The organism is Pseudomonas sp. W2Oct36 (genome assembly GCF_041060465.1).
In the GTDB taxonomy this organism is placed as follows: Bacteria; Pseudomonadota; Gammaproteobacteria; order Pseudomonadales; family Pseudomonadaceae; genus Aquipseudomonas; species Aquipseudomonas graminis_B.
This window is the reverse complement of the sequence record NZ_JAUERW010000010.1, coordinates 63,735-83,478: the sequence shown is the minus strand read 5'-3', so window position 1 is coordinate 83,478 and position 19,744 is coordinate 63,735. Positions and strand designations below refer to the sequence as shown.

The following is a 19,744-nucleotide window of genomic DNA, read 5'->3' as shown; positions in this document are numbered from 1 at the left end:
TTGACAAGGTATAGGCGTAAACGTATGTTTCAAACACCTGTTTGATCGCCGCGTGATCCCAGATGCCGGCGCCGGGGCGACGCCCCACAGTGACCACACGGTCATCCAATTCCAGGATTCACCAGCAGAGGTTTATCGCTATGCCTGACTACAAGGCCCCCTTGCGTGATATTCGCTTCGTCCGTGACGAGCTGCTCGGCTACGAAGCGCACTATCAGAGTCTGCCAGCATGCCAGGACGCCACGCCTGACATGGTTGACGCCATTCTCGAGGAAGGCGCCAAGTTTTGTGAGCAGGTCCTGGCCCCGCTGAACCGTGTGGGTGACACCGAAGGCTGTACCTGGAGCGAGTCCGGCGTAAAAACGCCGACCGGTTTCAAGGAAGCCTACAAACAGTTCGTCGAAGGCGGCTGGCCGAGCCTGGCCCACGACGTCGCTCATGGCGGTCAGGGTCTGCCCGAGTCGCTGGGTCTGGCGGTCAGTGAAATGGTCGGCGAAGCCAACTGGTCGTGGGGCATGTACCCAGGCCTGTCGCACGGTGCGATGAACACCATCTCCGAGCACGGCACCCCTGAGCAGCAAGACGCTTACCTGACCAAACTGGTTTCCGGCGAGTGGACCGGCACCATGTGCCTGACCGAACCTCACTGCGGTACCGACCTGGGCATGCTGCGCACCAAGGCCGAGCCTCAGGCTGACGGTTCGTACAAAGTATCCGGTACCAAGATCTTCATTTCCGCTGGCGAACACGACATGGCCGATAACATCGTCCACATCGTGCTGGCCCGCCTGCCCGATGCGCCTGCCGGCACCAAAGGCATTTCCCTGTTCATCGTGCCGAAGTTCGTGCCGGCCGCTGATGGCAGCGTCGGCGAGCGCAACGCAGTCAACTGCGGCTCGCTCGAACACAAGATGGGCATTCACGGCAACGCCACCTGCGTGATGAACTTCGACGGGGCAACCGGTTTCCTGATCGGCCCGCCGAACAAAGGCCTGAACTGCATGTTCACGTTCATGAACACCGCACGTCTGGGCACGGCGCTGCAAGGTCTGGCCCACGCCGAGATCGGTTTCCAGGGCGGCCTGAAATACGCCCGTGAGCGTCTGCAGATGCGTTCCCTGACTGGCCCGAAAGCGCCCGAGAAAGCCGCTGACCCGATCATCGTTCACCCGGACGTACGTCGCATGCTGCTGACCATGAAGGCCTTCGCCGAGGGGACTCGCGCGATGGTGTACTTCACCGCCAAGCAGGTCGACATCGCCAAGTACAGCGACGACGCCGAAGCCAAGAAGCAAGCTGACGGCCTGCTGGCCTTCATGACGCCGATCGCCAAGGCGTTCATGACCGAAGTCGGTTTTGAATCTGCCAACCACGGCGTGCAGGTCTACGGCGGCCACGGCTTCATCGCCGAGTGGGGCATGGAGCAGAACGTTCGCGACGCCCGTATTGCCATGCTGTACGAAGGCACCACGGGTATTCAGGCGCTCGACCTGCTGGGTCGTAAAGTGCTGATGACTCAGGGCGAGGCGCTCAAGGGCTTCACCAAGATCGTCCACAAGTTCTGCCAGTCGCAGGAAGGCAATGAAGCGATCAGCGAATTCGTGGCGCCGCTCGCTGCGCTGAATAAGGAGTGGGGTGAGCTGACCATGAAGGTCGGTATGGCGGCCATGAAAGACCGTGAAGAAGTCGGCGCCGCGTCGGTGGACTACCTGATGTATTCCGGTTATGCCTGCCTGGCGTATTTCTGGGCTGACATGGCCCGTGTCGCCGCCGAGAAACTCGCGTCCGGCACCGGCGAAGAAGCCTTTTACACCGCCAAGCTGCAGACGGCGCGCTTCTACTTCCAGCGCATCCTGCCGCGCACTCGCACTCACGTGGCAACCATGCTGTCGGGCGCGAGCAACCTGATGGACATGAACGAAGAACACTTCGGTCTGGCTTACTAAGTCAGCCCAAGCGTTTCCCTCAAGCCGCTTGCCCCCAGGGACAAGCGGCTTTTTTGTGCCTGGCTGATTTTTGTATCAGGGCCACGCACATTCTCTCTCATCCTATGCATGACGCGGCCGATACAGGCACAATGCCATTTAATCAGCGCTCACATCGTTCGGTGAGGAGATAGTCCTTTTGCTGCGCCCCTCTGCCCCACGGCTCAGTCATTTTTTACCCTCTCTGGCCTTGCTGGTTGCCGGACTGGCGGCCGCGTATGTGAAAGACCTCAACGTCTTCTTCACCTCACTTTTCAACGTGCTGCCCACCCTGGTGCTGTTGCTGGGTGGTGCGTACTGCGGGGTGTACAAGCGACAGCGTGAGCTGTTCCTGATGATCACCGTGTACATCGCCTATTTCCTCCTCGACACACAGACCGACTACTACCGCGATTACGGCAAGGTCCGAGAAGACGCCGCCGTGGTGTTTCATCTGTGTTGCCTCTTGCTCCCGGTCATGTTCGGTCTGTTTGCGGCCTGGGAAGAGCGGACCCATCTGTTTCAGGACCTGGTTGCACGGCTGGCCGTTCTGGTGGCAGTAGGCAGCGTTGCCCTGGGTCTCGAACAGAGCTTTCCCGCCGGCCTGCTGGCCTGGCTCGCCGACATCCGCTGGCCAGCGCTTCACGGTGAATGGATGAGCCTGATTCAGCTGTCCTACGTGACCTTTCTCATTGCGTTCGCCGTGCTCATCACCCAGTACCTCTATAAGCCGCGGCCGCTGCATGCGGCTCAACTGGTGGGGTTGCTCGGGATGTTCTGGGCGTTACCGAAGACCTTCATCCTGCCCTTCACCCTGAACATCATGTGCAGCCAGGTGATGTTGATGATTGCGGCGGCGGTCGCCCACGAGGCCTATCAAATGGCCTTCCGTGACGAGCTGACCGGGCTGCCAGGCCGACGCGCGCTCAATGAGCGGATGCAGCGACTGGGGCGCAATTACGTGCTGGCGATGAGCGACGTCGATCATTTCAAGAAATTCAACGACACCCATGGCCACGATGTCGGCGATCAGGTGCTGCGTCTGGTGGCGAGCAAGCTGTCGAAGATCACCAATGGCGGCGGGCGCGCCTATCGCTATGGCGGCGAAGAGTTTGCCATCGTGTTTGCCGGCAAAACCCTCGAAGAATGCATGCCGCATCTTGAGGTCATCCGCGAAACCATTGCCAGTTACCAGATTCAGCTGCGCAATCAGGACAATCGTCCGAATGATGATCTGCAAGGGCGTCAGCGTCGGGCGGGGTCCCAGGCTTCAGCGGTGTCGGTCACGGTCAGCATCGGCGTGGCGGAGCGTCTGCCGGAGCACCGCAACCCGGAAGAAGTCCTCAAATCCGCCGATCAGGCGCTGTATGCCGCCAAAGGGGCCGGGCGTAACTGCGTCATTAGTCATGCGCAAACCAGCAAGCGCGGCGCTGTGCGCATGGCTGCCGCCGGCTAAAACCTACTCTTTTCCACCTCTGGACGAACGCACACGCCGCTGTGCGCGGGCATCAGCATGATTGTTGCTTGCGCGTGACCTAATCTTTGATAATAGTCACGTGTTGACCCTATGTGTCGCAAATGGTGTTCATGTACACTCGTTCCATTGACACATCGGCGCCGCACTCTCTCTGCTGTGCCGCTCCTCCCCCGAGTTCTTTGCCGCTGAAACGAGGTTTGCCATGGCTGACTACAAAGCGCCCTTGCGCGATATGCGCTTCGTCCTCAATGAAGTGTTCGAAGTCTCCCGACTTTGGGCCACGCTGCCCGAATTGTCCGAAACCGTGGACGCCGAGACCGTCGAGGCGATTCTCGAAGAAGCGGGCAAAGTCACTGGCCGGTCCGTTGCACCCCTGAGTCGCGCGGCCGATGAGGAAGGCTGTCACTGGAACGACACCGTCGTCACTACCCCGGCAGGCTTCGTTCAGGCGTACAAAACGTACGCTGAAGGTGGCTGGGTTGGCGTCGGTGGCAATCCGGAGTTCGGCGGCATGGGCATGCCCAAAGCGGTGTCTGCTCAGGTCGAGGAAATGGTCAATTCCGCAAGCTTGGCGTTCGGGTTGTACCCGATGCTGACGTCCGGCGCCTGCGTCTCGATCAACACCCACGCCAGCGAGGCGTTGAAGACCAAATATCTGCCGAACATGTACGCCGGGGTATGGGCCGGTTCGATGTGCCTGACCGAAGCCCACGCCGGCACGGACCTCGGGATTATCCGTACAAAGGCGGAGCCCCAGACCGACGGGTCTTACAAGATCAGCGGCACGAAAATCTTTATCACCGGCGGCGAGCACGATCTCACCGAGAACATCATTCATCTCGTGCTGGCCAAACTGCCTGACGCACCGGCAGGGCCGAAGGGTATTTCGCTGTTCCTCGTGCCGAAGATCATGGTCAATGACGATGGCAGCCTCGGTGAGCGCAACACGGTGTTCTGCGGCTCCATTGAACACAAGATGGGCATTCAGGCCTCCGCCACCTGCGTGATGAATTTCGATCAAGCCGCGGGCTATCTGATTGGCGAGCCTAATAAAGGCCTCGCGGCGATGTTTACCATGATGAATTACGAGCGTCTGGGCGTCGGCATTCAGGGCCTGGCGTCCGGCGAGCGCTCGTATCAGAACGCGATCGAGTACGCCCGCGACCGTTTGCAAAGCCGTGCCCCGACGGGCGCACAGTCCAAAGACACCCTTGCCGACCCGATCATCGTTCACCCCGATGTGCGTCGCATGCTGCTGACCATGAAGGCATTGAACGAAGGCGGTCGGGCATTCTCCACGTACGTGGCCATGCAGCTGGACACCGCCAAGTACAGCGAAGACGCCGATGTGCGTCAGCGCGCCGATGCGTTGGTCGCGCTGCTGACGCCAGTCGCCAAGGCCTTCCTCACCGACATGGGCCTGGACACCACCGTGCACGGTCAGCAGGTGTTCGGCGGTCACGGCTACATTCGCGAGTGGGGCCAGGAACAACTGGTGCGTGACGTGCGCATCACCCAGATCTACGAAGGCACCAACGGCATTCAGGCGCTGGACTTGATGGGCCGTAAGGTGGTCGCCAGCGGAGGGGCTTACTACAAGCTGTTCTCCGACGAAATCCGTCAATTCATCGCTTCGTCTGACAGCTCGCAGGCAGAATTCACCAAGCCGTTGGCCGCAGCCCTGACCACACTGGACGAATTGACCGACTGGGTACTGGACCGGGCTCGCAGCAACCCGAATGAAATCGGTGCCGCGTCCGTCGAGTATCTGCATGCGTTCGGATACACGGCGTACGCCTACATGTGGGCGATGATGGCAAACGCCGCATCGGGTAAAGAGGCTCAGGAAGATTTCTACGCCAGCAAGCTGGGCACTGCGCGGTTCTATTTCGCGCGTCTTCTGCCTCGCATTCAGTCCCTTTCGGCTTCCGTTAGAGCGGGCAGCGAGTCGCTGTACCTGTTGGAGGCGTCACAGTTCTGACACCCGGAAATTCATGTAAGCATTTGCTTACATGACGTGATGGCAATCGGCTCTATCGCTCCAGTGGATCCAAGTTTAATCTACACACATGGACGTCGCGCAGGATGCGCAAACAGATAACAGGGACACGTAAGGGATTGCCTGCCAGGATGGCGGGAAGAAATGGAAGTCATGGGAAACAGTCTGGAAAACCTCGCTTAGGCGGGGTTTTCTTTTTTCTGCGTTCCGAAAAAGTGCATCGCCATCCGCCGCTTCGCTTGATGTGGCTGCGGGGAGGTCATGGCTTGATGATAGGCGCTGCGGAACCCCTATAGCGACCCAGGGTCGATTAGCTGTGCGGCCCCCATTTGGGCCATTAATCAGGAGCTCCACCCATGGACATCATTCGCATCATCATCGCCATCCTGCTGCCACCCCTGGGCGTGTTCCTGCAAGTCGGCTTCGCCGGCGCCTTCTGGCTGAACATTCTGCTGACCCTGCTGGGCTACATCCCGGGGATCATCCACGCGATCTACATCATTGTCAGTCGCAAGTAACCCGACCCCGGCTAACACCGCGCTTCCTGTCTCAGGTCAGCTGACATAGAGTCCGACGTTGGACTTTATGATCAGGAAGCTCAGGGATGGACGTTGTTTTGGGATTGCTCGCCGCTCTGTTCTGGGGCGGCACAGATGTTCTGGTAGGGCTCAATGCCCTCCTGCGACTTGTAGGACCGGCTTTAGCCGGGATGGCTTCAATCGCCACACCGCAAATTGATCGTTGCATCCACCGACCTCTTCCCGGCTGAAGCCCGTCCTACCAGGCGACTGCGTACACCTGTGAAGCTGGCGATGCCCCACAGAAATGTAGCGTGTATCGCAATACCCCGTGGGAGCGAGCTTGCTCGCGAAGCGGCCAGGACTTTTTGAAGGGGACTGATTTATTTACAACGCTTCACCGTAAATTAATCTGTCCCCGTATCAGCTCACTGGCCAATTCCCGGCTAAAGCCCGTCCTACCGGAATCCGCGGGAGCTGGATAACCTCAAATCACCCATCAATCACCTTCCGGTAGAACGCCCACTCAGTTTCCAGTGCATGGGCCAGGTTGGCGGCTTTGCGGAAGCCGTGGCGTTCGTCAGGGTAGAAATGCCCTTCCGCCGGGATGCCGTTTTCCAGTAGCGCATTGAGCATGTCGCGGGTCTGGGCGGGGACGACGACTGCGTCGAGTTCGCCCTGGAAGAAGATCACCGGCACTTTGATCTGGTCGGCATGCAGCAGAGGCGTGCGCTCCCGGTAACGGGCCATATCCACATCGGGGTCGCCGATCAGCCAGTCCAGGTAATCCGCTTCGAACTTGTGCGTGGCTTGCGCCAGCGCCAGCGGGTCGCTCACCCCATACAGGCTCGCCCCTGCGCGGAACACATCCTTGAATGCCAATGCGCACAGCGTTGTATAGCCGCCTGCACTGCCGCCCCGGATGAATGCATTTGCCGGATCGATCAGGCCCTGATTGCCCAGGTATTCAACCACTGCGCAAGCGTCTTCGACATCGACAACGCCCCATTCCAGAAACAGCGCCTGACGATAGGCGCGGCCGTAACCGGTGCTGCCGCGATAGTTGAGGTCGGCGACGGCGAAGCCCCGTTGCGTCCAGAACTGAATGCGCGGGTCCAGCGCGGGGTAGCAGGCGGAGGTCGGGCCGCCGTGTATAAACACCACGAGCGGCGGCTTGTCGTCGCCATTCATGGCCGGGTAGAAATACCCGTGCGCCTCGCCGGCCCCACTTGGATAACGCAAGGTCTGCGGCTGGCTGATGCGCTCGACGGGAAGGGGGCTGACCCCGCCGGCCAGCACCTGAACGCACTTGTCAGCACGACTGATGGCAATGACAGCAGAAGGGCTGACGGGCGACGCCGCGATGCAATAGAGGTAGTCCGCGTCCACCGCGAGGCTTCTGAAGCGGCTGTAGTCGCCGCTGAAATCTTCAACTGAACCCTGCGCCGAGCGCACGCCGAGCAGGCCTTTGCCGTCCTCGAACCAGGCGGCGAGGTACGCGCCCTCGCTCAGCGGCGCCCAGGTCGACGCGCCCAGTTGCCACGGCGCCGAAGCGTGGTCGGCAGCGGCGGCGGGCAGCGCTTCAAAACCGTCCGGCGTCTCAACCCACGGCTGCCAGAACCCGGCGCGGTCGGTCAGGCAATACAAGCGGCCCGCGTCATCAAAGCGGGGTTGCTGCAGCGACTCCAGCCCCAGCCCGCCCGCGAGGCAGTGCGGCCGGCCCCACGCGAGATCGGCCTGGCGTTCGACGCTCATCAGTCGGGTGGACGTCCACGGCTGGTGGGGCCGCCACCACTCTATCCAGACCAGGCGATTGCCATCCGGGCTGACGGTGGGAGATGCATAGAAGTCTGCGCCTTCGGCCAGCACATGGCGGCGGCCATCGGCGACGTCGATCGCGACCAGCCGATGAGTATCCTTATCCTCCTCGACCGCCAGAATCTGCCCACGCGCATAGCGGACGTCTCCGAAGAGTTTGTTGCCCTGGGTCAGGGGGTGAGGTGTTTGAGCGTCGAAGGACTGGAGGTAAATCTGCTGGTCCGCTTCGTTGACGAACACCACGGCATCGTCAGTCAGGCAGAACGAACCGCCGCCATATTCATACACCCGGCTGCGCACGCTGAAACCCTCGGGGGTCAGGCAAGCGGCCGCGCCGTCGTGCCAGCGCCAGACGCGCGTCGCGGCATCCTGCGGGCGGAATTCACTCCAGAAAAGCCCCGCAGGGCTGACGGCGAGTTCGGCGAAATCGGTGCCTGCCGCCACAGCCTGGGCGGCGGAAAGGAGGTCAGGACTTGGCGATGAGGCGTGAGTTTCGTTCATTGCGGAAGGCCAGTTGCTCGATGGTCTGGCTAGCATACTCGGCTTCATCACGGGCCTGGGTGATCAAGTGATGCTGCGGCGACTTGCTGCACACCGGGTCCGTGTTGCTCGCATCGCCGGTCAGCATGAACGCCTGACAACGGCAGCCCCCGAAGTCTTTTTCCTTCTCGTCGCAGGAGCGGCAAGGCTCTGGCATCCACTCGTAACCGCGAAAGCGATTGAAGCCGAACGACTCATACCAGATGTGCTGCATCGTGTGATCGCGCACATTGGGGAACTGGATCGGCATCTGCCGCGCCCCATGGCACGGCAGCGCAGTGCCATCCGGCGTCACGGTCAGGAACAGATTGCCCCAGCCGTTCATGCAGGCTTTTGGACGCTCTTCGTAGTAATCGGGGGTGACGAAGATCAGCTTCACCGGGTGATTTTCAGCGGCGAGCTTGACCCGATACTCGTTGGTGATGCGTTCGGCGCGCACAAGTTGGTCTTTGGTCGGCAGCAAGCCCACCCGATTCAAGTGTGCCCAGCCGTAAAACTGACAGGTCGCCAGCTCCACGAAATCCGCTTCCAGTGCCACGCAGAGCTCGATGATCTTGTCGATCTTGTCGATGTTGTGCCGGTGGGTCACGAAGTTGAGGACCATTGGATAGCCATGCTTTTTCACGGCGCGGGCCATTTCCAGCTTCTGCGCGAAGGCCTTTTTCGAGCCGGCGAGCATGTTGTTCACTTGCTCGTCGCTGGCCTGGAAACTGATCTGGATGTGGTCCAGCCCGGCTTCCTTGAAGTCGATAATCTTCTGCTCGGTCAGGCCGATGCCGGAGGTAATCAGGTTGGTGTAGAAGCCCAGCCGTCGCGCTTCGGCGATCAGCTCGGCCAGATCCTGACGCACCAGTGGCTCGCCACCCGAGAAGCCGATCTGCGCCGCGCCCATTTGCCGGGCTTCGGCCATGACTTTGAACCACTGCTCGGTGCTCAATTCCTGACCCTGCTTGGCGAAATCCAGCGGGTTGGAGCAATACGGGCATTGCAACGGGCAGCGATAGGTCAGCTCGGCGAGCAGCCACAGCGGCAGCCCGACCGGGGGCGTGGGCGGGATGTAGACATCGGACTGAGCGTTCACTGAGTCAGGCAAATTCGATCCAGAGCTCTGCACGGGCGACCTCCATGAATTGCTCGACGTCAGTGCCGAGCTCGGGAACGCCGGGGAATTTTTCGTCAAGCAGCGCAATGATGGCGCCGACGCTGCGCTGACCGTCAATCAGGCCGCCAATCGCGCTTGCGCTGTCGTTGAGCTTGATCATGCCCTCGGGGTAGAGCAGCACGTGACCGTTTTGCGCGGGCTCGAACTGGAAACGATAACCGCGGCGCCAGCTGGGCACCTGCTCACGATTGAAGCTCATAGGGCGATTCCTTTGTGCCAGACGCGTTGGTCGGTCACGCTGTGATAGGGCGGGCGGTTCAGCTCGTAGGCCATGCTCATGGCATCAAGCATGCTCCACAAAATATCGAGTTTGAACTGCAGAATTTCCAGCATGCGCTCCTGGCCTTCCCGCGTGGTGTAGTGCTGCAGCGTGATCGCCAGACCATGCTCGACGTCGCGGCGCGCCTGACCCAGGCGGGTGCGGAAGTATTCGTAACCGGTCGGGTCGATCCATGGGTAGTGCTGCGGCCAGCTGTCCAAACGCGACTGATGGATCTGCGGCGCGAACAGCTCGGTCAGCGAACTGCTCGCCGCTTCCTGCCAATTGGCGCGACGGGCGAAGTTGACGTAGGCATCGACGGCAAATCGTACGCCGGGCAGAACGAGTTCCTGCGAGCGCAGCTGGTCAGGATCCAGGCCCACGGCTTGACCCAGACGCAACCAGGCTTCGATGCCGCCGTCTTCGCCGGGTGCGCCGTCATGGTCGAGCAAGCGCTGAATCCACTCGCGGCGGATTTCCCGGTCCGGGCAGTTGGCCAGGATCGCAGCGTCCTTTAGCGGGATATTCACCTGATAGTAAAACCGGTTAGCGACCCAGCCCTGAATCTGCTCGCGGGTCGCGCGCCCTTCGTACATCGCCACATGGAAAGGGTGATAGATGTGGTAATACGCGCCCTTGGCGCGCAGGGCCTGTTCGAATTCAGCAGGGGACAGCGGCGTTGCATCGTTCATGTCGGCAGTTCTCGTCAAGAATTTCCGCAGATCCCGTGGGAGTGTGAGCTTGCTCACGAGTGCGATCTACCTGTGCCGGATAGGCTGGCTGACCTGACACCTTCATGAGTAAACCTGGCCCCACAGTCGGCTAATTAGCGTTTTAAAGCTCGATGCTCATCCCATCGAACGCCACTTCGACGTTCCGCCGCGCCAGTTCAGCGCGCTCGGGCGAGTCTTCGTCGAGGATCGGGTTGGTGTTGTTGATGTGGATAAGCACCTTGCGCTGTTGCGGCAGTTTTTCCAGCACGTCGAGCATGCCACCGGGGCCGTTTTGCGCCAGATGACCCATCTCCGTCCCGGTGCGGGTGCCGACGCCACGCCGCTGCATCTCATCGTCATCCCACATTGTGCCGTCAACCAACAGGCAGTCGGCGCCGCTCATTTTCTCCATGAGGGCATCATCGACTTTGCCCAGGCCCGGCGCGTAGAACAGTTTGCCGCCGGTGCTCAGGTCCTCGACCATCAAGCCGATGTTATCGCCCGGGTGTGGGTCGAATCGGTGAGGCGAGTAGGGCGGTGCCGCACTGCGCAGTGGAAATGGCGTAAAGCGCAGATTCGGGCAGGCCGGAATCACAAAGCTGCCTTCCAGCTCGATGCGATTCCAGGCCAGGCCGCCGTTCCAGTGTTTGAGCATGTTGAACAGTGGGAAACCCGTGCTCAGGTCCTCGTGGACCATGTCCGTGCACCAGACCTGATGCGGGCAGCCTTCACGCAGGCTCAGCAGACCGGTGGTGTGGTCGATCTGGCTGTCCATCAGAATGATCGCGCTGATCCCGGTATCGCGCAGGCCGCGATTGGGCTGCATCGGCGCGAACCCCTGGAGCTGGGCGCGGATGTCGGGAGAGGCGTTGCACAAGATCCAGTTCACGCCGTCGTCCGACAGCGCGATAGACGACTGGGTGCGCGCGTGGGCCCGCAAGCTGCCATCGCGAAAGCCAGCGCAATTGGCGCAGTTGCAGTTCCACTGAGGGAAACCACCGCCGGCGGCGGAACCGAGAATCTGGATGTGCATGTAAACCCCGTAGCGACGGGCCAGGTCGGCCCTGAAATCAGAATCGCGTTAATAAAAAAGCCCCGGCGAACCGAGGCTTCTCACCGCGCAACAATCAACGGCTTGCGAAGTACATGGTGACTTCAAAGCCGATACGCAGATCAGTGTAAGCAGGTTTAGTCCACATAATTGACTCCTTCTGGGTTAGTGCAGCAGTGGGTGAGTACATTCTTTAGTGCTCCTGCGAGCGGAGACGTTCAAATGCTTAGGCGGCTATGTTACTAAAATTAACGGAAGGCCAATGATGAAATATCCGATAAAGATCCTTGCACCGCAGGCAATGATCAACTGTTTGCAGCCCGCGGCCGGGGCGGGCTAGAACGGGCCAGGGCGGTTGGAGAGGCAGAGCCGGGCGCTGTCTGGTTGCGCCAGCCGATGAGCGGCTTCGAGCAAAGCAGCGTGTTGAAGATGTGCAAGCGAATGTTGCAGGCGTGCACTGTAGTCGCTGTCGTGTCCTGCCAGATGCGCTTGCCAGAGCAGCTCGGCGGCTTGTGAATGTTCCATGTCAGCCGTCTCAACTTGCGCCTGCAGGTTTTTTACCTGCGCGGGTAAGTCTACGGCGTTGATGAGAGTCGGCAGATCCTCGATGAATGCCTCGATATGCGCCACGAGCTGTGTCGCGTTCGCACTGGGCGATTGCACACCGAATAGAAGACCGCCCGCGCCCGCGATGTGTCGGAAACCGCTGAAAACGGCGTAGCCCAACTGCAGTTCTACCCTTAGGCGCTGGTAGAACGGCGCCTGCATCAGCTGTGCGAACAGTCGCCACGTAGCTTCGTCATCGAGAGAGTGGGAGAGCGTGGGATAGAACATCAATAGCGCAACTTCGGCAGACTCCGACGGCTCGATTTCCCACCGTGTGCCCGTAGCCAGTGGTGTTGCGTGCGCTGAAAGCTCCGGGAGACCGGGGATGCGCCGAGCGGCGTGACTCAACACGTTTCGCGCTGAGGGTGTGAAGCCCGTGGCAAACCCCGTCCAGAGCGCCTCTGCCCAGACCTGCGGCAGACCGTCAGTCTGCTGGTTGACGGCGTTGTTCAAATAATGATCAGGTAAGGTCTTCAGCAGCTGACGTATCGGGATGAGGGCCGGATCATTAGCGGGTTCACCGTAGCGCGCCAGGGTTTGCGCATCCGGCTGGACGAGCAGGCTCAGCGCCTGTTCCAGCACGATGGGCAACGGCTCCGCCAAGCCGGAGATCTTTAGCTGCCAGAATCTGCCGTAGGCACTGAAGGCCAGCGTGACCCCCGCTTGACTGGCTTGGGCCATCAGCGGTTTCAGGCTGTCTTCCAGCATCCGGGCAAGCATTGGTTGCGCAGCGGCGAGCGTCCATCGCAGGCATAAGGTCGCCTCGCCGTGTGCTGGCAGTGCTTCGCTGAATGTCAGCTTGGTTAAGGGCAAGGTCGGCGTAGTGGATGCCGTTGCGGGTTTCAGAAATGGATTGGGCTCAGGCAGCCGCCACTCAACGCTGGATGAGCCACACGCCAAGGGCTCGACTTGCGTGCGTAACAGCGCTGCGGATGTGAGCTGGCTGAGCAGCGCATCAACCGCCTCTGTCGACAGACCCGCCGCATCAGGTTCAGCGCTGTAATACCGCGCCAGCGACAGCGCACCGCTGACGGCCAGGCGCCGCTGTTCCAGCCGTGCGTATTCTTCGATCAACTGACGGTAATGGGATTTGAAAAAGGCGAGCCAGTTGAAAACCAGTGCTGGTACATGCGATGACGCGTCGGGAGGCGTTGCAGCCAACACGAACGCGACGTCGACTAATGCCTGACCGGCAAATTCATACATGACCTCGGCCTTTAGCGACTCAATCAACCCTCGTTCGCGCACCTCCGCCACCAGCCCACCTGCTTGCCCGTCATTCATCCAGGTACAAAGAAAGGCAGCAGCCTGCTCCTGTCCGACCGGTAAACCTTCGCACGCGAAAGTCAGGTGCATCCGACGCTGGTCAGCCTCACCGATTGGCTTCGGTTCATCAGTGAGCAGCGCAGGCGGTCTCTGCTGCTCAACCCGGCTGCCTTTAGCGAAAAACGCGCCAGACTGCGTTGCCAGCTCCTCCAGTTCCTCCAGCGACTGAGGCCCTGCGAGGCTCAGCGTCATCTGCCCGGCCTGATAAAACCGTCGATAGAAATCCTGCAGCGCATCCTGAAATGCCTGACGCGGAACCGGAAGACTGAAGCGATTCCCTGCATGAAACCCGCGCAGGGGATGCAAATCCGACAAGGGCTGGAGGCGTTTCAGCCGATCACGGGAGGCATTGTCCCGCGACCAGGCGATGAATTCCGCGTGCAGCACCTCCCGTTCTCGCAGCTGATCGGGAATCGTCATGCGTGGATGGGCGAGCATTTCGCACAGCCTCTCAAGACCGTCGGGGAACACGGCGCGGGGCAGTTCGATGAAGAAGTCGGTGGTGCGCTCGCGTGTGCTGGCGTTCACTTGCCCGCCATGGCGCTGCACGAACGCCATCAGTTTTTCGTCGGCCGTAAAGCGCTCGGTGCCGAGGAAGAACAGGTGCTCGAGAAAATGCGCCAGCCCCGGCCAGCGGGCCGACACATCATGACTGCCTGCCGCCACCCGCAATGCCGCAGCGCAACGCTTCAAGCGTGGTGCCGAAACAAGCACCACGTTCAAGCCATTGGGCAGGGTCAGGGATCGCTGGCTGATGGGGTTGGGCATGGCACTTGTGATGTTTGCTGACTGAGCGGCCATGCTAGCGGATAACGGGCGCTCAGGTGTGGGACGTGCGCAGTGGCGACGCTGGGCAATTACCCTACGGTTTACCTAGACCGGCATAAAACCCCGGCCGGCGATCCTTGAAATACGTATTGATCGCCTGCGATTCGCTCATCGCTTCACGATCCAGGTCCGCGATCACCAGCGCCTCATCCCGACCGGCAAGCCCGATTTGCCGACCGTCAGGCGCACAGATGCTGCTCAAACCGCAGTAATGGATCTCGCCCTCACTGCCGCAGTAATTGGCATAAACCAGGTAGCACTGGTTCTCGAAGGCGCGGGCCCGCACGGTGACTTCCGCGACGAAATCGTAGGGCGCCATGTTTGCTGTCGGCACGAGAATCAGGTCTGCGCCGGCCAGAGCCAGACGCCGCGTGTTCTCGGGAAACTCGACGTCGTAGCAGATCAAAAAGCCGAGCCTCCAGCCGCCGAATTCCACCACCGGGAAGTGCTCATCGCCCGCGCTGAACATCGCGTTGTCCAGGTCGCCATACAGATGGGTCTTACGGTAATTGCAGAGCCGAACACCTTGCGCGTCGATCAACTGCACGGCGTTGTAAACCTGATCGTCGCCGCTTAACTCCGGGTAGCCGTACAGAATCGCGACGCCCGTGGCCTGGGCTATCTCGGCGATCTTCAGCGCAGCCGGGCCGTCGCTCGCTTGCGCCAATTCCCGCGCCGCCTGGGCACCGATGTTGTAGCCGCTGAGAAACATCTCGGGGAAGACCAGCAGCGCCGCCCCCTGCGCCGATGCCTCGATCGCTTGGGCTTCCAGTCGCATGAGGTTGGCGCTTACGTCCAGCGGCAGCGGCGGGCATTGGTAGAGGGCGACGCGCATTTGTGGCTTCCTTATTCCGGCAAAACGATCGGGCCGATCTCGTGAAACACGTCTCCGGGGCCCGGGTTCTCGGCGTGAGTCTTACCGCCGAAGTGAGTCATGATGCCCCACACCGCGTTCAGCGAGGTCTGTACTGCGCCTTCGACCCAGGCGGGTGTCCAGGACACATCGTCACCGGCGATGAAAATGCCCCGTTGCTCGTCAGGCATTTCCTTCTGCATGAAGTGCGCGTACATCCGCTGGTTATAGCGGTAGTGGCCCGGCAGCGCGCCTTTGAAAGCGCCAAGGAAGTGCGGGTCGGATTCCCACGACACGGTGATCGGGTCTCCGATGACGCGCGCGGCGATATCGACCTTTGGGTAGATCTTTTTCAGCGCGCCGAGCGCCAGGCTGACGCGCTTTTCCACGGGATGCGGCAGCATTTTCAGCGCGTCGCTCATCCACGAGTACGACAGACAAATTACCCCCGGCTTCTCGACGCCGTTGGAATAGGTGCCGTTGTCGAACAGATAAGTGCCACGGGTCAGGCGATCCGTCAGGGTCATGCTCATGAGGTCGCGGCCGGTCTCAGGGTCTTTGTCCTTCCAGAACGGCCGGTCGACCATGACGAAGGTTTTCGACGACTGCATGTAGCGCGTGCGGTCCAGCGCCATCCACATCTTCTGTGAGAACAGCGACTCTTCGCACTCGATCTGGGTGGTCAGCAGCCAGCTCTGGCACGTGGCCAGAACCGCATCGTAATGGCGGACGTCTCCCAAGTTGTCGGTGACCGCGAACTGACCGTTGGCGGCGCGGCTGATGCCCTTGACGCCCGTGCGCGGGGCGCCCCGGTGCAGCGTCGACAGGCTGGTGCCTTCTGGCCAATGGGCGCAACGTTCAGGGGCATGGCGCCAGATGCCGATAGGGACTTGCGCGACGCCGCCGACGATCAGGTGTTGGTGATCATCGCAGTTGGTCATGACCACGCGGAAGATCTCCAGCATCGAGTTCGGGAAGTCCGAGTCCCAGCCACCGGTGCCAAAACCGACCTGACCAAACACCTCGCGGTGATAGAACGACAGCTTGGCGAAGGCTTTGGAGGTGGCGACAAAATCATAGAACGTGCGGTCGTCCCACAGCGGCACCAGCTTGTCCCACAGCTCCTTGAGCCGAGGCACGTCGCGGTCGCGGATGGCTTGCTGAATGTCGGCGAACTGCGAGCCGTCCTCCAGCGCGTCGGCCCAGGCGTCGGCGACTTCCTGAAACAGCGCAGGCAAGTCCGACAGTTTCTGTGCGTAGTGAGTGCTGCCTTCCAGGTCAATCACCGTGCTGCCGGACGCCGCCGTGAGCGGGTTGGGGAAGGGCTTGGACTCCAGGCCGAGCTTGTCGACGTAGTGATAAAAAGCGGTGGATGACACCGGGAAGCGCATGCCGCCCAGCTCGGCAATGATGCCTTCGGCGCCTTCGAACTGTTGTGAGCGCAGACGGCCGCCCATTTTGGAGGCTTCATAAACGACGGGCTTGAGGCCCAGCTTCATCAGTTCATAAGCCGCCACCAGCCCTGCGATACCGGCGCCGACGATGGCCACCTCTTTTCCAAGGTTTTCCGTAGGAATGCTGCCCAGGCCTGCCGGGTGCTCAATCCACTCATCGAAGGCGAACGGGAAGTCCGGGCCGAAAATCGTGATCGGTTTTTTTCCGTCGGCGGGGTGGCGATTGTTCTTCATGACTGACCTTGTTCGACTGGGGCGCGAAAGTGGACAAGTCTAGATAACAGTTGGGACGTTAATAAGACGCAGAGTGTCGTCGTTGTGTCGAGAATGCCGTCAAAGTGACGGGTTAGCTCGTCACATTGTTATAAGTTGCCCATTCAGGATGGCTGCCCGCGGTCGATCTTGCTGCTCAGGATGATCGATGTGGTGGTCTTCTCGACGCCATCGACACTCCCGATCAGATCGAGCAACTGGTCCAGCTGCTCCGGCGAGTCCGTGCGCAGCCACGCGACGTAATCGAACTCGCCACTCACGGCGCACAACTGTTGCACCTGCGCGAGCGCGCTCAGCCGCCGCAACACTTCCTTGCCAGAGCGAGGTTGCACGGTGATCCCGACATAGGCCTGCAGCCCGCCATCCACCAGCCGCTGACCCAGACGCACGCCATAGCCGGTGATGATTTTGGCTTTCTCCAGGCGCGCCAGTCGCGAGGTCACGGTCGTGCGCGCGATGCCCAATTGCCGGGCCAGATTGGCGACCGGTTCCCGGGCATTGATTTGCAGCGCTGCGATCAGTTTGCGATCGATGTCATCGAGCGCTGGGGGGCGGGTGTCAGGCAAGGCGGATCTCCTTCGGCAAGCGAGGCATGTTAGGAGATTCCTTAGGGGTTTGGGTGATATTCGAATCCCAAAGCGACGCGAAACCCTAGGCATTCTGCGTCGATCGTCCATCGGGGATGGGCGTCAGAGAACCTGCGTCGGTCATGTGGGACTTTTCCGCGCTGTAAGGCTTTTGTCATTCTTCTGTCACCCCCGGCATGCCTAAATTCTCTCCCCATCCCTATGAATCCACGCCGGGAGCCCCGTCATGACTCTGGATTTCTCCGAAACCGCCCGCTACATCCAGGCCGATATCCTCGACAGCTTCGACGAAGAACTGGAAATGGAGTACGACGACGCGCGCCTGGACGGCTTGTTGGCTGACTTGGGTGAGGAGGTGCCCAAAGGGATTGATCGCCGCCTGTACTTCCGCGAGCTGCTGCGTCTGCAAGGCGAGTTGGTCAAACTGCAGGATTGGGTGGTGAGCCAGAAGCTCAAGGTGGTCGTGCTGTTCGAAGGCCGGGATGCGGCAGGCAAGGGCGGTGCGATCAAGCGCATCACTCAGCGCCTCAACCCACGGGTCTGTCGCGTGGCTGCACTGACCGCGCCAAGTGAACGCGAGCGCACGCAGTGGTACTTCCAGCGCTATGTCGCGCACCTCCCAGCCGCTGGCGAAATGGTGCTGTTCGACCGCAGTTGGTACAACCGGGCCGGGGTCGAGCGGGTCATGGGCTTCTGCAATGACGAGGAGTACGAAGAGTTTTTCCGCACCGTCCCCGAGTTCGAAAAGATGCTGGTGCGCTCGGGCATCATCCTGATCAAGTACTGGTTCTCCATCACCGACGACGAGCAGTACCGGCGCTTTCTGATGCGCATTCATGACCCGCTGAAACAGTGGAAGCTCTCGCCGATGGACCTTGAGTCCCGCCGTCGCTGGGAGGACTACACCAACGCGAAAGAAGAAATGCTCACCCGTTCCCACACTGACGTCGCGCCATGGTGGATCGTCGAGGCCGACGACAAGAAACGCGCCCGCCTGAACTGTATTCATCACCTGCTGGAGCAGATCCCGCGCGGCGATACCGAAACACCGCAAGTGGTGCTGCCGGAACGCGAGTACAACGCCAATTACCTGCGCGCCCCCGTACCGCGCGAGATGGTTGTTCCGCCGGTTTATTGATCCTCCACCGGTTTCTGATCACCGTGCTGGCGTGGTTCAGATTTTCCACGCCGGCGCAGTTTTCGCCAGTCGTTGCTGCAGGCTTTCAAGATTCTGCGTGAACTGGCGGGTCATCAGCTGATAACCGAGCACCTCGGTAGAGGCGGTTGGAACGTCGGGCCCGACGGTCAAGCTCTCGGTCGGGCGCTGCAAACGCTCGGTCGCACCGGTCTGCAGCGCGCGGGCCATGCCGATCAACATGCGACGGATCCGCCGTTGCTCTGCCGTCACGCCCGTGCTGCCAGCATCTGCCGGACGCAGATTCGAAAGAATCTCGAGGATGCTCAGGCACATGCGGTAGTGGCTCTGAATGGCGTCCAGCTCAACGATCGAAATCTTCACTTCCTTGGACACCGACGGCATCAGCGAACGCAGCTGCAACAGCGTCGCGCCCATCCGCGCGGTCAGCTTCACGTGCTCATCTGCAGTGATCGACTGACCGCTGGCGATACGGTCGTAAGCTAGGGCACAGTCCCGCAAGCCACTCGCCAGGTTGTAGCGCCACGAATACACGGCGTACAGCGGCAGCGCGAATGAAAACGCCAGGGCGAGGGCGATGCCGATCAGGATGTCCACGGTCCGCCACAGCCCGTCCGTGATCGGGTTGTCACCGTGGCCCGCCACGATGAACAGCGTGATCGCCGACAACAGCGCCGTGTAACCGCCCTTGCCGATGGCGTGATACGCAAAAAAGCCGCAGATCAGCGACATAACCACGTACGTCAGCAACGGCATGCCCAGATAGCTTTCCTGCGCCACCATCGCCAGGCCCAGCGCCGCGCCAATCAATGTCCCGTACGCGCGCTCCACCGATTTTTTGCCGATATTGCCGTGGTGCTGCAACCCGCCAATCACGATCAGCATGGTCACCGACGCCCACTCACCGTGGGGCAGATGAAAACCTGTCGTCAGAAGAATCGACACCAGCAGTCCGACCACGATTCGGCCGGCGTGAATGTAGCGCGCATGGCGATAGCGGCGGTATGGATCCAGAAGCGGACGCAGGGCGCGGCGAAGCCAGGAGGGTAGGGAGGCTGAGTTCATGGGGTTACAGACCATGGAGAAGATGAATATATCCGAAGCCTGGCAAATGCTGCGCGTCACCTCCGGTGTGCACTCATTCACAAAGTCATCACATG

At 60.7% G+C, this 19,744-nt stretch carries 16 protein-coding genes; 5 read left to right on the top strand and 11 right to left on the bottom strand.

Going from position 1 to position 19,744, the window contains the following annotated elements:
- Positions 1-140: 140 nt before the first annotated feature.
- The 4 genes from QWI18_RS14995 to QWI18_RS14980 all read left to right on the top strand — a co-directional run bounded on the left by QWI18_RS14995 (position 141) and on the right by QWI18_RS14980 (position 5,958).
- Positions 141-1,946, top strand: a complete 1,806-nt coding sequence (locus QWI18_RS14995; protein WP_192134928.1) for a phenylacyl-CoA dehydrogenase — start codon at positions 141-143, stop codon at positions 1,944-1,946.
- A 178-nt stretch (positions 1,947-2,124) separates the two neighbouring features.
- Positions 2,125-3,420, top strand: a complete 1,296-nt coding sequence (locus QWI18_RS14990; protein ID WP_369319161.1) for a GGDEF domain-containing protein — start codon at positions 2,125-2,127, stop codon at positions 3,418-3,420.
- Between the two features lie 223 nt (positions 3,421-3,643).
- Positions 3,644-5,422 (top strand): acyl-CoA dehydrogenase C-terminal domain-containing protein, encoded by a 1,779-nt coding sequence (locus tag QWI18_RS14985; protein ID WP_369319160.1) that lies wholly within the window; start codon positions 3,644-3,646, stop codon positions 5,420-5,422.
- A gap of 374 nt (positions 5,423-5,796) precedes the next feature.
- On the top strand, positions 5,797-5,958 hold the full coding sequence (locus tag QWI18_RS14980) for a YqaE/Pmp3 family membrane protein (protein WP_037019089.1): 162 nt from the start codon (positions 5,797-5,799) through the stop codon (positions 5,956-5,958).
- 492 nt (positions 5,959-6,450) lie between these two features.
- Here the strand turns inward: QWI18_RS14980 and QWI18_RS14975 are convergent, their stop codons facing one another.
- The 10 genes from QWI18_RS14975 to QWI18_RS14930 all read right to left on the bottom strand — a co-directional run bounded on the left by QWI18_RS14975 (position 6,451) and on the right by QWI18_RS14930 (position 17,407).
- The gene (locus tag QWI18_RS14975; RefSeq protein ID WP_369319159.1) at positions 6,451-8,277 is read right to left on the bottom strand and encodes a prolyl oligopeptidase family serine peptidase; all 1,827 of its coding nucleotides are present in this window, start codon (positions 8,275-8,277) and stop codon (positions 6,451-6,453) included.
- Positions 8,243-9,430, bottom strand: a complete 1,188-nt coding sequence (gene pqqE, locus QWI18_RS14970; protein ID WP_369319158.1) for a pyrroloquinoline quinone biosynthesis protein PqqE — start codon at positions 9,428-9,430, stop codon at positions 8,243-8,245. Before pqqE ends, QWI18_RS14975 begins: the two co-directional genes overlap by 35 nt.
- On the bottom strand, positions 9,402-9,677 hold the full coding sequence (pqqD, locus tag QWI18_RS14965) for a pyrroloquinoline quinone biosynthesis peptide chaperone PqqD (protein ID WP_065991309.1): 276 nt from the start codon (positions 9,675-9,677) through the stop codon (positions 9,402-9,404). The genes pqqE and pqqD overlap by 29 nt, the downstream gene beginning before the upstream one ends.
- Positions 9,674-10,429: a pyrroloquinoline-quinone synthase PqqC gene (gene pqqC, locus QWI18_RS14960; protein WP_065991310.1), complete on the bottom strand. Its 756-nt coding sequence runs from the start codon at positions 10,427-10,429 to the stop codon at positions 9,674-9,676. Before pqqC ends, pqqD begins: the two co-directional genes overlap by 4 nt.
- Before the next feature lie 142 nt (positions 10,430-10,571).
- Positions 10,572-11,483, bottom strand: a complete 912-nt coding sequence (gene pqqB / locus QWI18_RS14955; protein ID WP_369319157.1) for a pyrroloquinoline quinone biosynthesis protein PqqB — start codon at positions 11,481-11,483, stop codon at positions 10,572-10,574.
- A gap of 94 nt (positions 11,484-11,577) precedes the next feature.
- A complete protein-coding gene (pqqA, locus tag QWI18_RS14950; RefSeq protein WP_008365141.1) occupies positions 11,578-11,649 on the bottom strand; it encodes a pyrroloquinoline quinone precursor peptide PqqA in 72 nt (23 codons plus the stop codon).
- 188 nt (positions 11,650-11,837) lie between these two features.
- Positions 11,838-14,201, bottom strand: a complete 2,364-nt coding sequence (gene pqqF / locus QWI18_RS14945) for a pyrroloquinoline quinone biosynthesis protein PqqF (protein ID WP_369319156.1) — start codon at positions 14,199-14,201, stop codon at positions 11,838-11,840.
- A 94-nt stretch (positions 14,202-14,295) separates the two neighbouring features.
- A complete protein-coding gene (locus tag QWI18_RS14940) occupies positions 14,296-15,096 on the bottom strand; it encodes a carbon-nitrogen hydrolase family protein (RefSeq protein WP_192134914.1) in 801 nt (266 codons plus the stop codon).
- A gap of 11 nt (positions 15,097-15,107) precedes the next feature.
- On the bottom strand, positions 15,108-16,802 hold the full coding sequence (locus QWI18_RS14935) for an NAD(P)/FAD-dependent oxidoreductase (RefSeq protein ID WP_296312655.1): 1,695 nt from the start codon (positions 16,800-16,802) through the stop codon (positions 15,108-15,110).
- A gap of 143 nt (positions 16,803-16,945) precedes the next feature.
- A complete protein-coding gene (locus tag QWI18_RS14930) occupies positions 16,946-17,407 on the bottom strand; it encodes an Lrp/AsnC family transcriptional regulator (RefSeq protein WP_065991314.1) in 462 nt (153 codons plus the stop codon).
- A gap of 253 nt (positions 17,408-17,660) precedes the next feature.
- Here QWI18_RS14930 and ppk2 point away from each other — a divergent pair, with 253 nt between their 5' ends.
- A complete protein-coding gene (ppk2, locus tag QWI18_RS14925) occupies positions 17,661-18,566 on the top strand; it encodes a polyphosphate kinase 2 (protein ID WP_241072775.1) in 906 nt (301 codons plus the stop codon).
- Positions 18,567-18,602: 36 nt separating this feature from the next.
- Here the strand turns inward: ppk2 and QWI18_RS14920 are convergent, their stop codons facing one another.
- A complete protein-coding gene (locus QWI18_RS14920; RefSeq protein ID WP_369319155.1) occupies positions 18,603-19,649 on the bottom strand; it encodes an FUSC family protein in 1,047 nt (348 codons plus the stop codon).
- Between the last annotated feature and the right edge of the window lie 95 nt (positions 19,650-19,744).

What these genes read in the sequence shown, in the direction of transcription:
- QWI18_RS14985 (WP_369319160.1), top strand. Translation starts at nt 3,644, where the DNA reads ATGGCTGACTACAAAGCGCCCTTGCGCGATATGCGCTTCGTCCTCAAT.
- pqqD (WP_065991309.1), bottom strand. Translation starts at nt 9,677, where the DNA reads ATGAGCTTCAATCGTGAGCAGGTGCCCAGCTGGCGCCGCGGTTATCGT.
- QWI18_RS14975 (WP_369319159.1), bottom strand. Translation starts at nt 8,277, where the DNA reads ATGAACGAAACTCACGCCTCATCGCCAAGTCCTGACCTCCTTTCCGCC.
- QWI18_RS14940 (WP_192134914.1), bottom strand. Translation starts at nt 15,096, where the DNA reads ATGCGCGTCGCCCTCTACCAATGCCCGCCGCTGCCGCTGGACGTAAGC.
- pqqC (WP_065991310.1), bottom strand. Translation starts at nt 10,429, where the DNA reads ATGAACGATGCAACGCCGCTGTCCCCTGCTGAATTCGAACAGGCCCTG.
- QWI18_RS14920 (WP_369319155.1), bottom strand. Translation starts at nt 19,649, where the DNA reads ATGAACTCAGCCTCCCTACCCTCCTGGCTTCGCCGCGCCCTGCGTCCG.
- pqqF (WP_369319156.1), bottom strand. Translation starts at nt 14,201, where the DNA reads ATGCCCAACCCCATCAGCCAGCGATCCCTGACCCTGCCCAATGGCTTG.
- QWI18_RS14980 (WP_037019089.1), top strand. Translation starts at nt 5,797, where the DNA reads ATGGACATCATTCGCATCATCATCGCCATCCTGCTGCCACCCCTGGGC.
- QWI18_RS14935 (WP_296312655.1), bottom strand. Translation starts at nt 16,802, where the DNA reads ATGAAGAACAATCGCCACCCCGCCGACGGAAAAAAACCGATCACGATT.
- QWI18_RS14995 (WP_192134928.1), top strand. Translation starts at nt 141, where the DNA reads ATGCCTGACTACAAGGCCCCCTTGCGTGATATTCGCTTCGTCCGTGAC.
- pqqB (WP_369319157.1), bottom strand. Translation starts at nt 11,483, where the DNA reads ATGCACATCCAGATTCTCGGTTCCGCCGCCGGCGGTGGTTTCCCTCAG.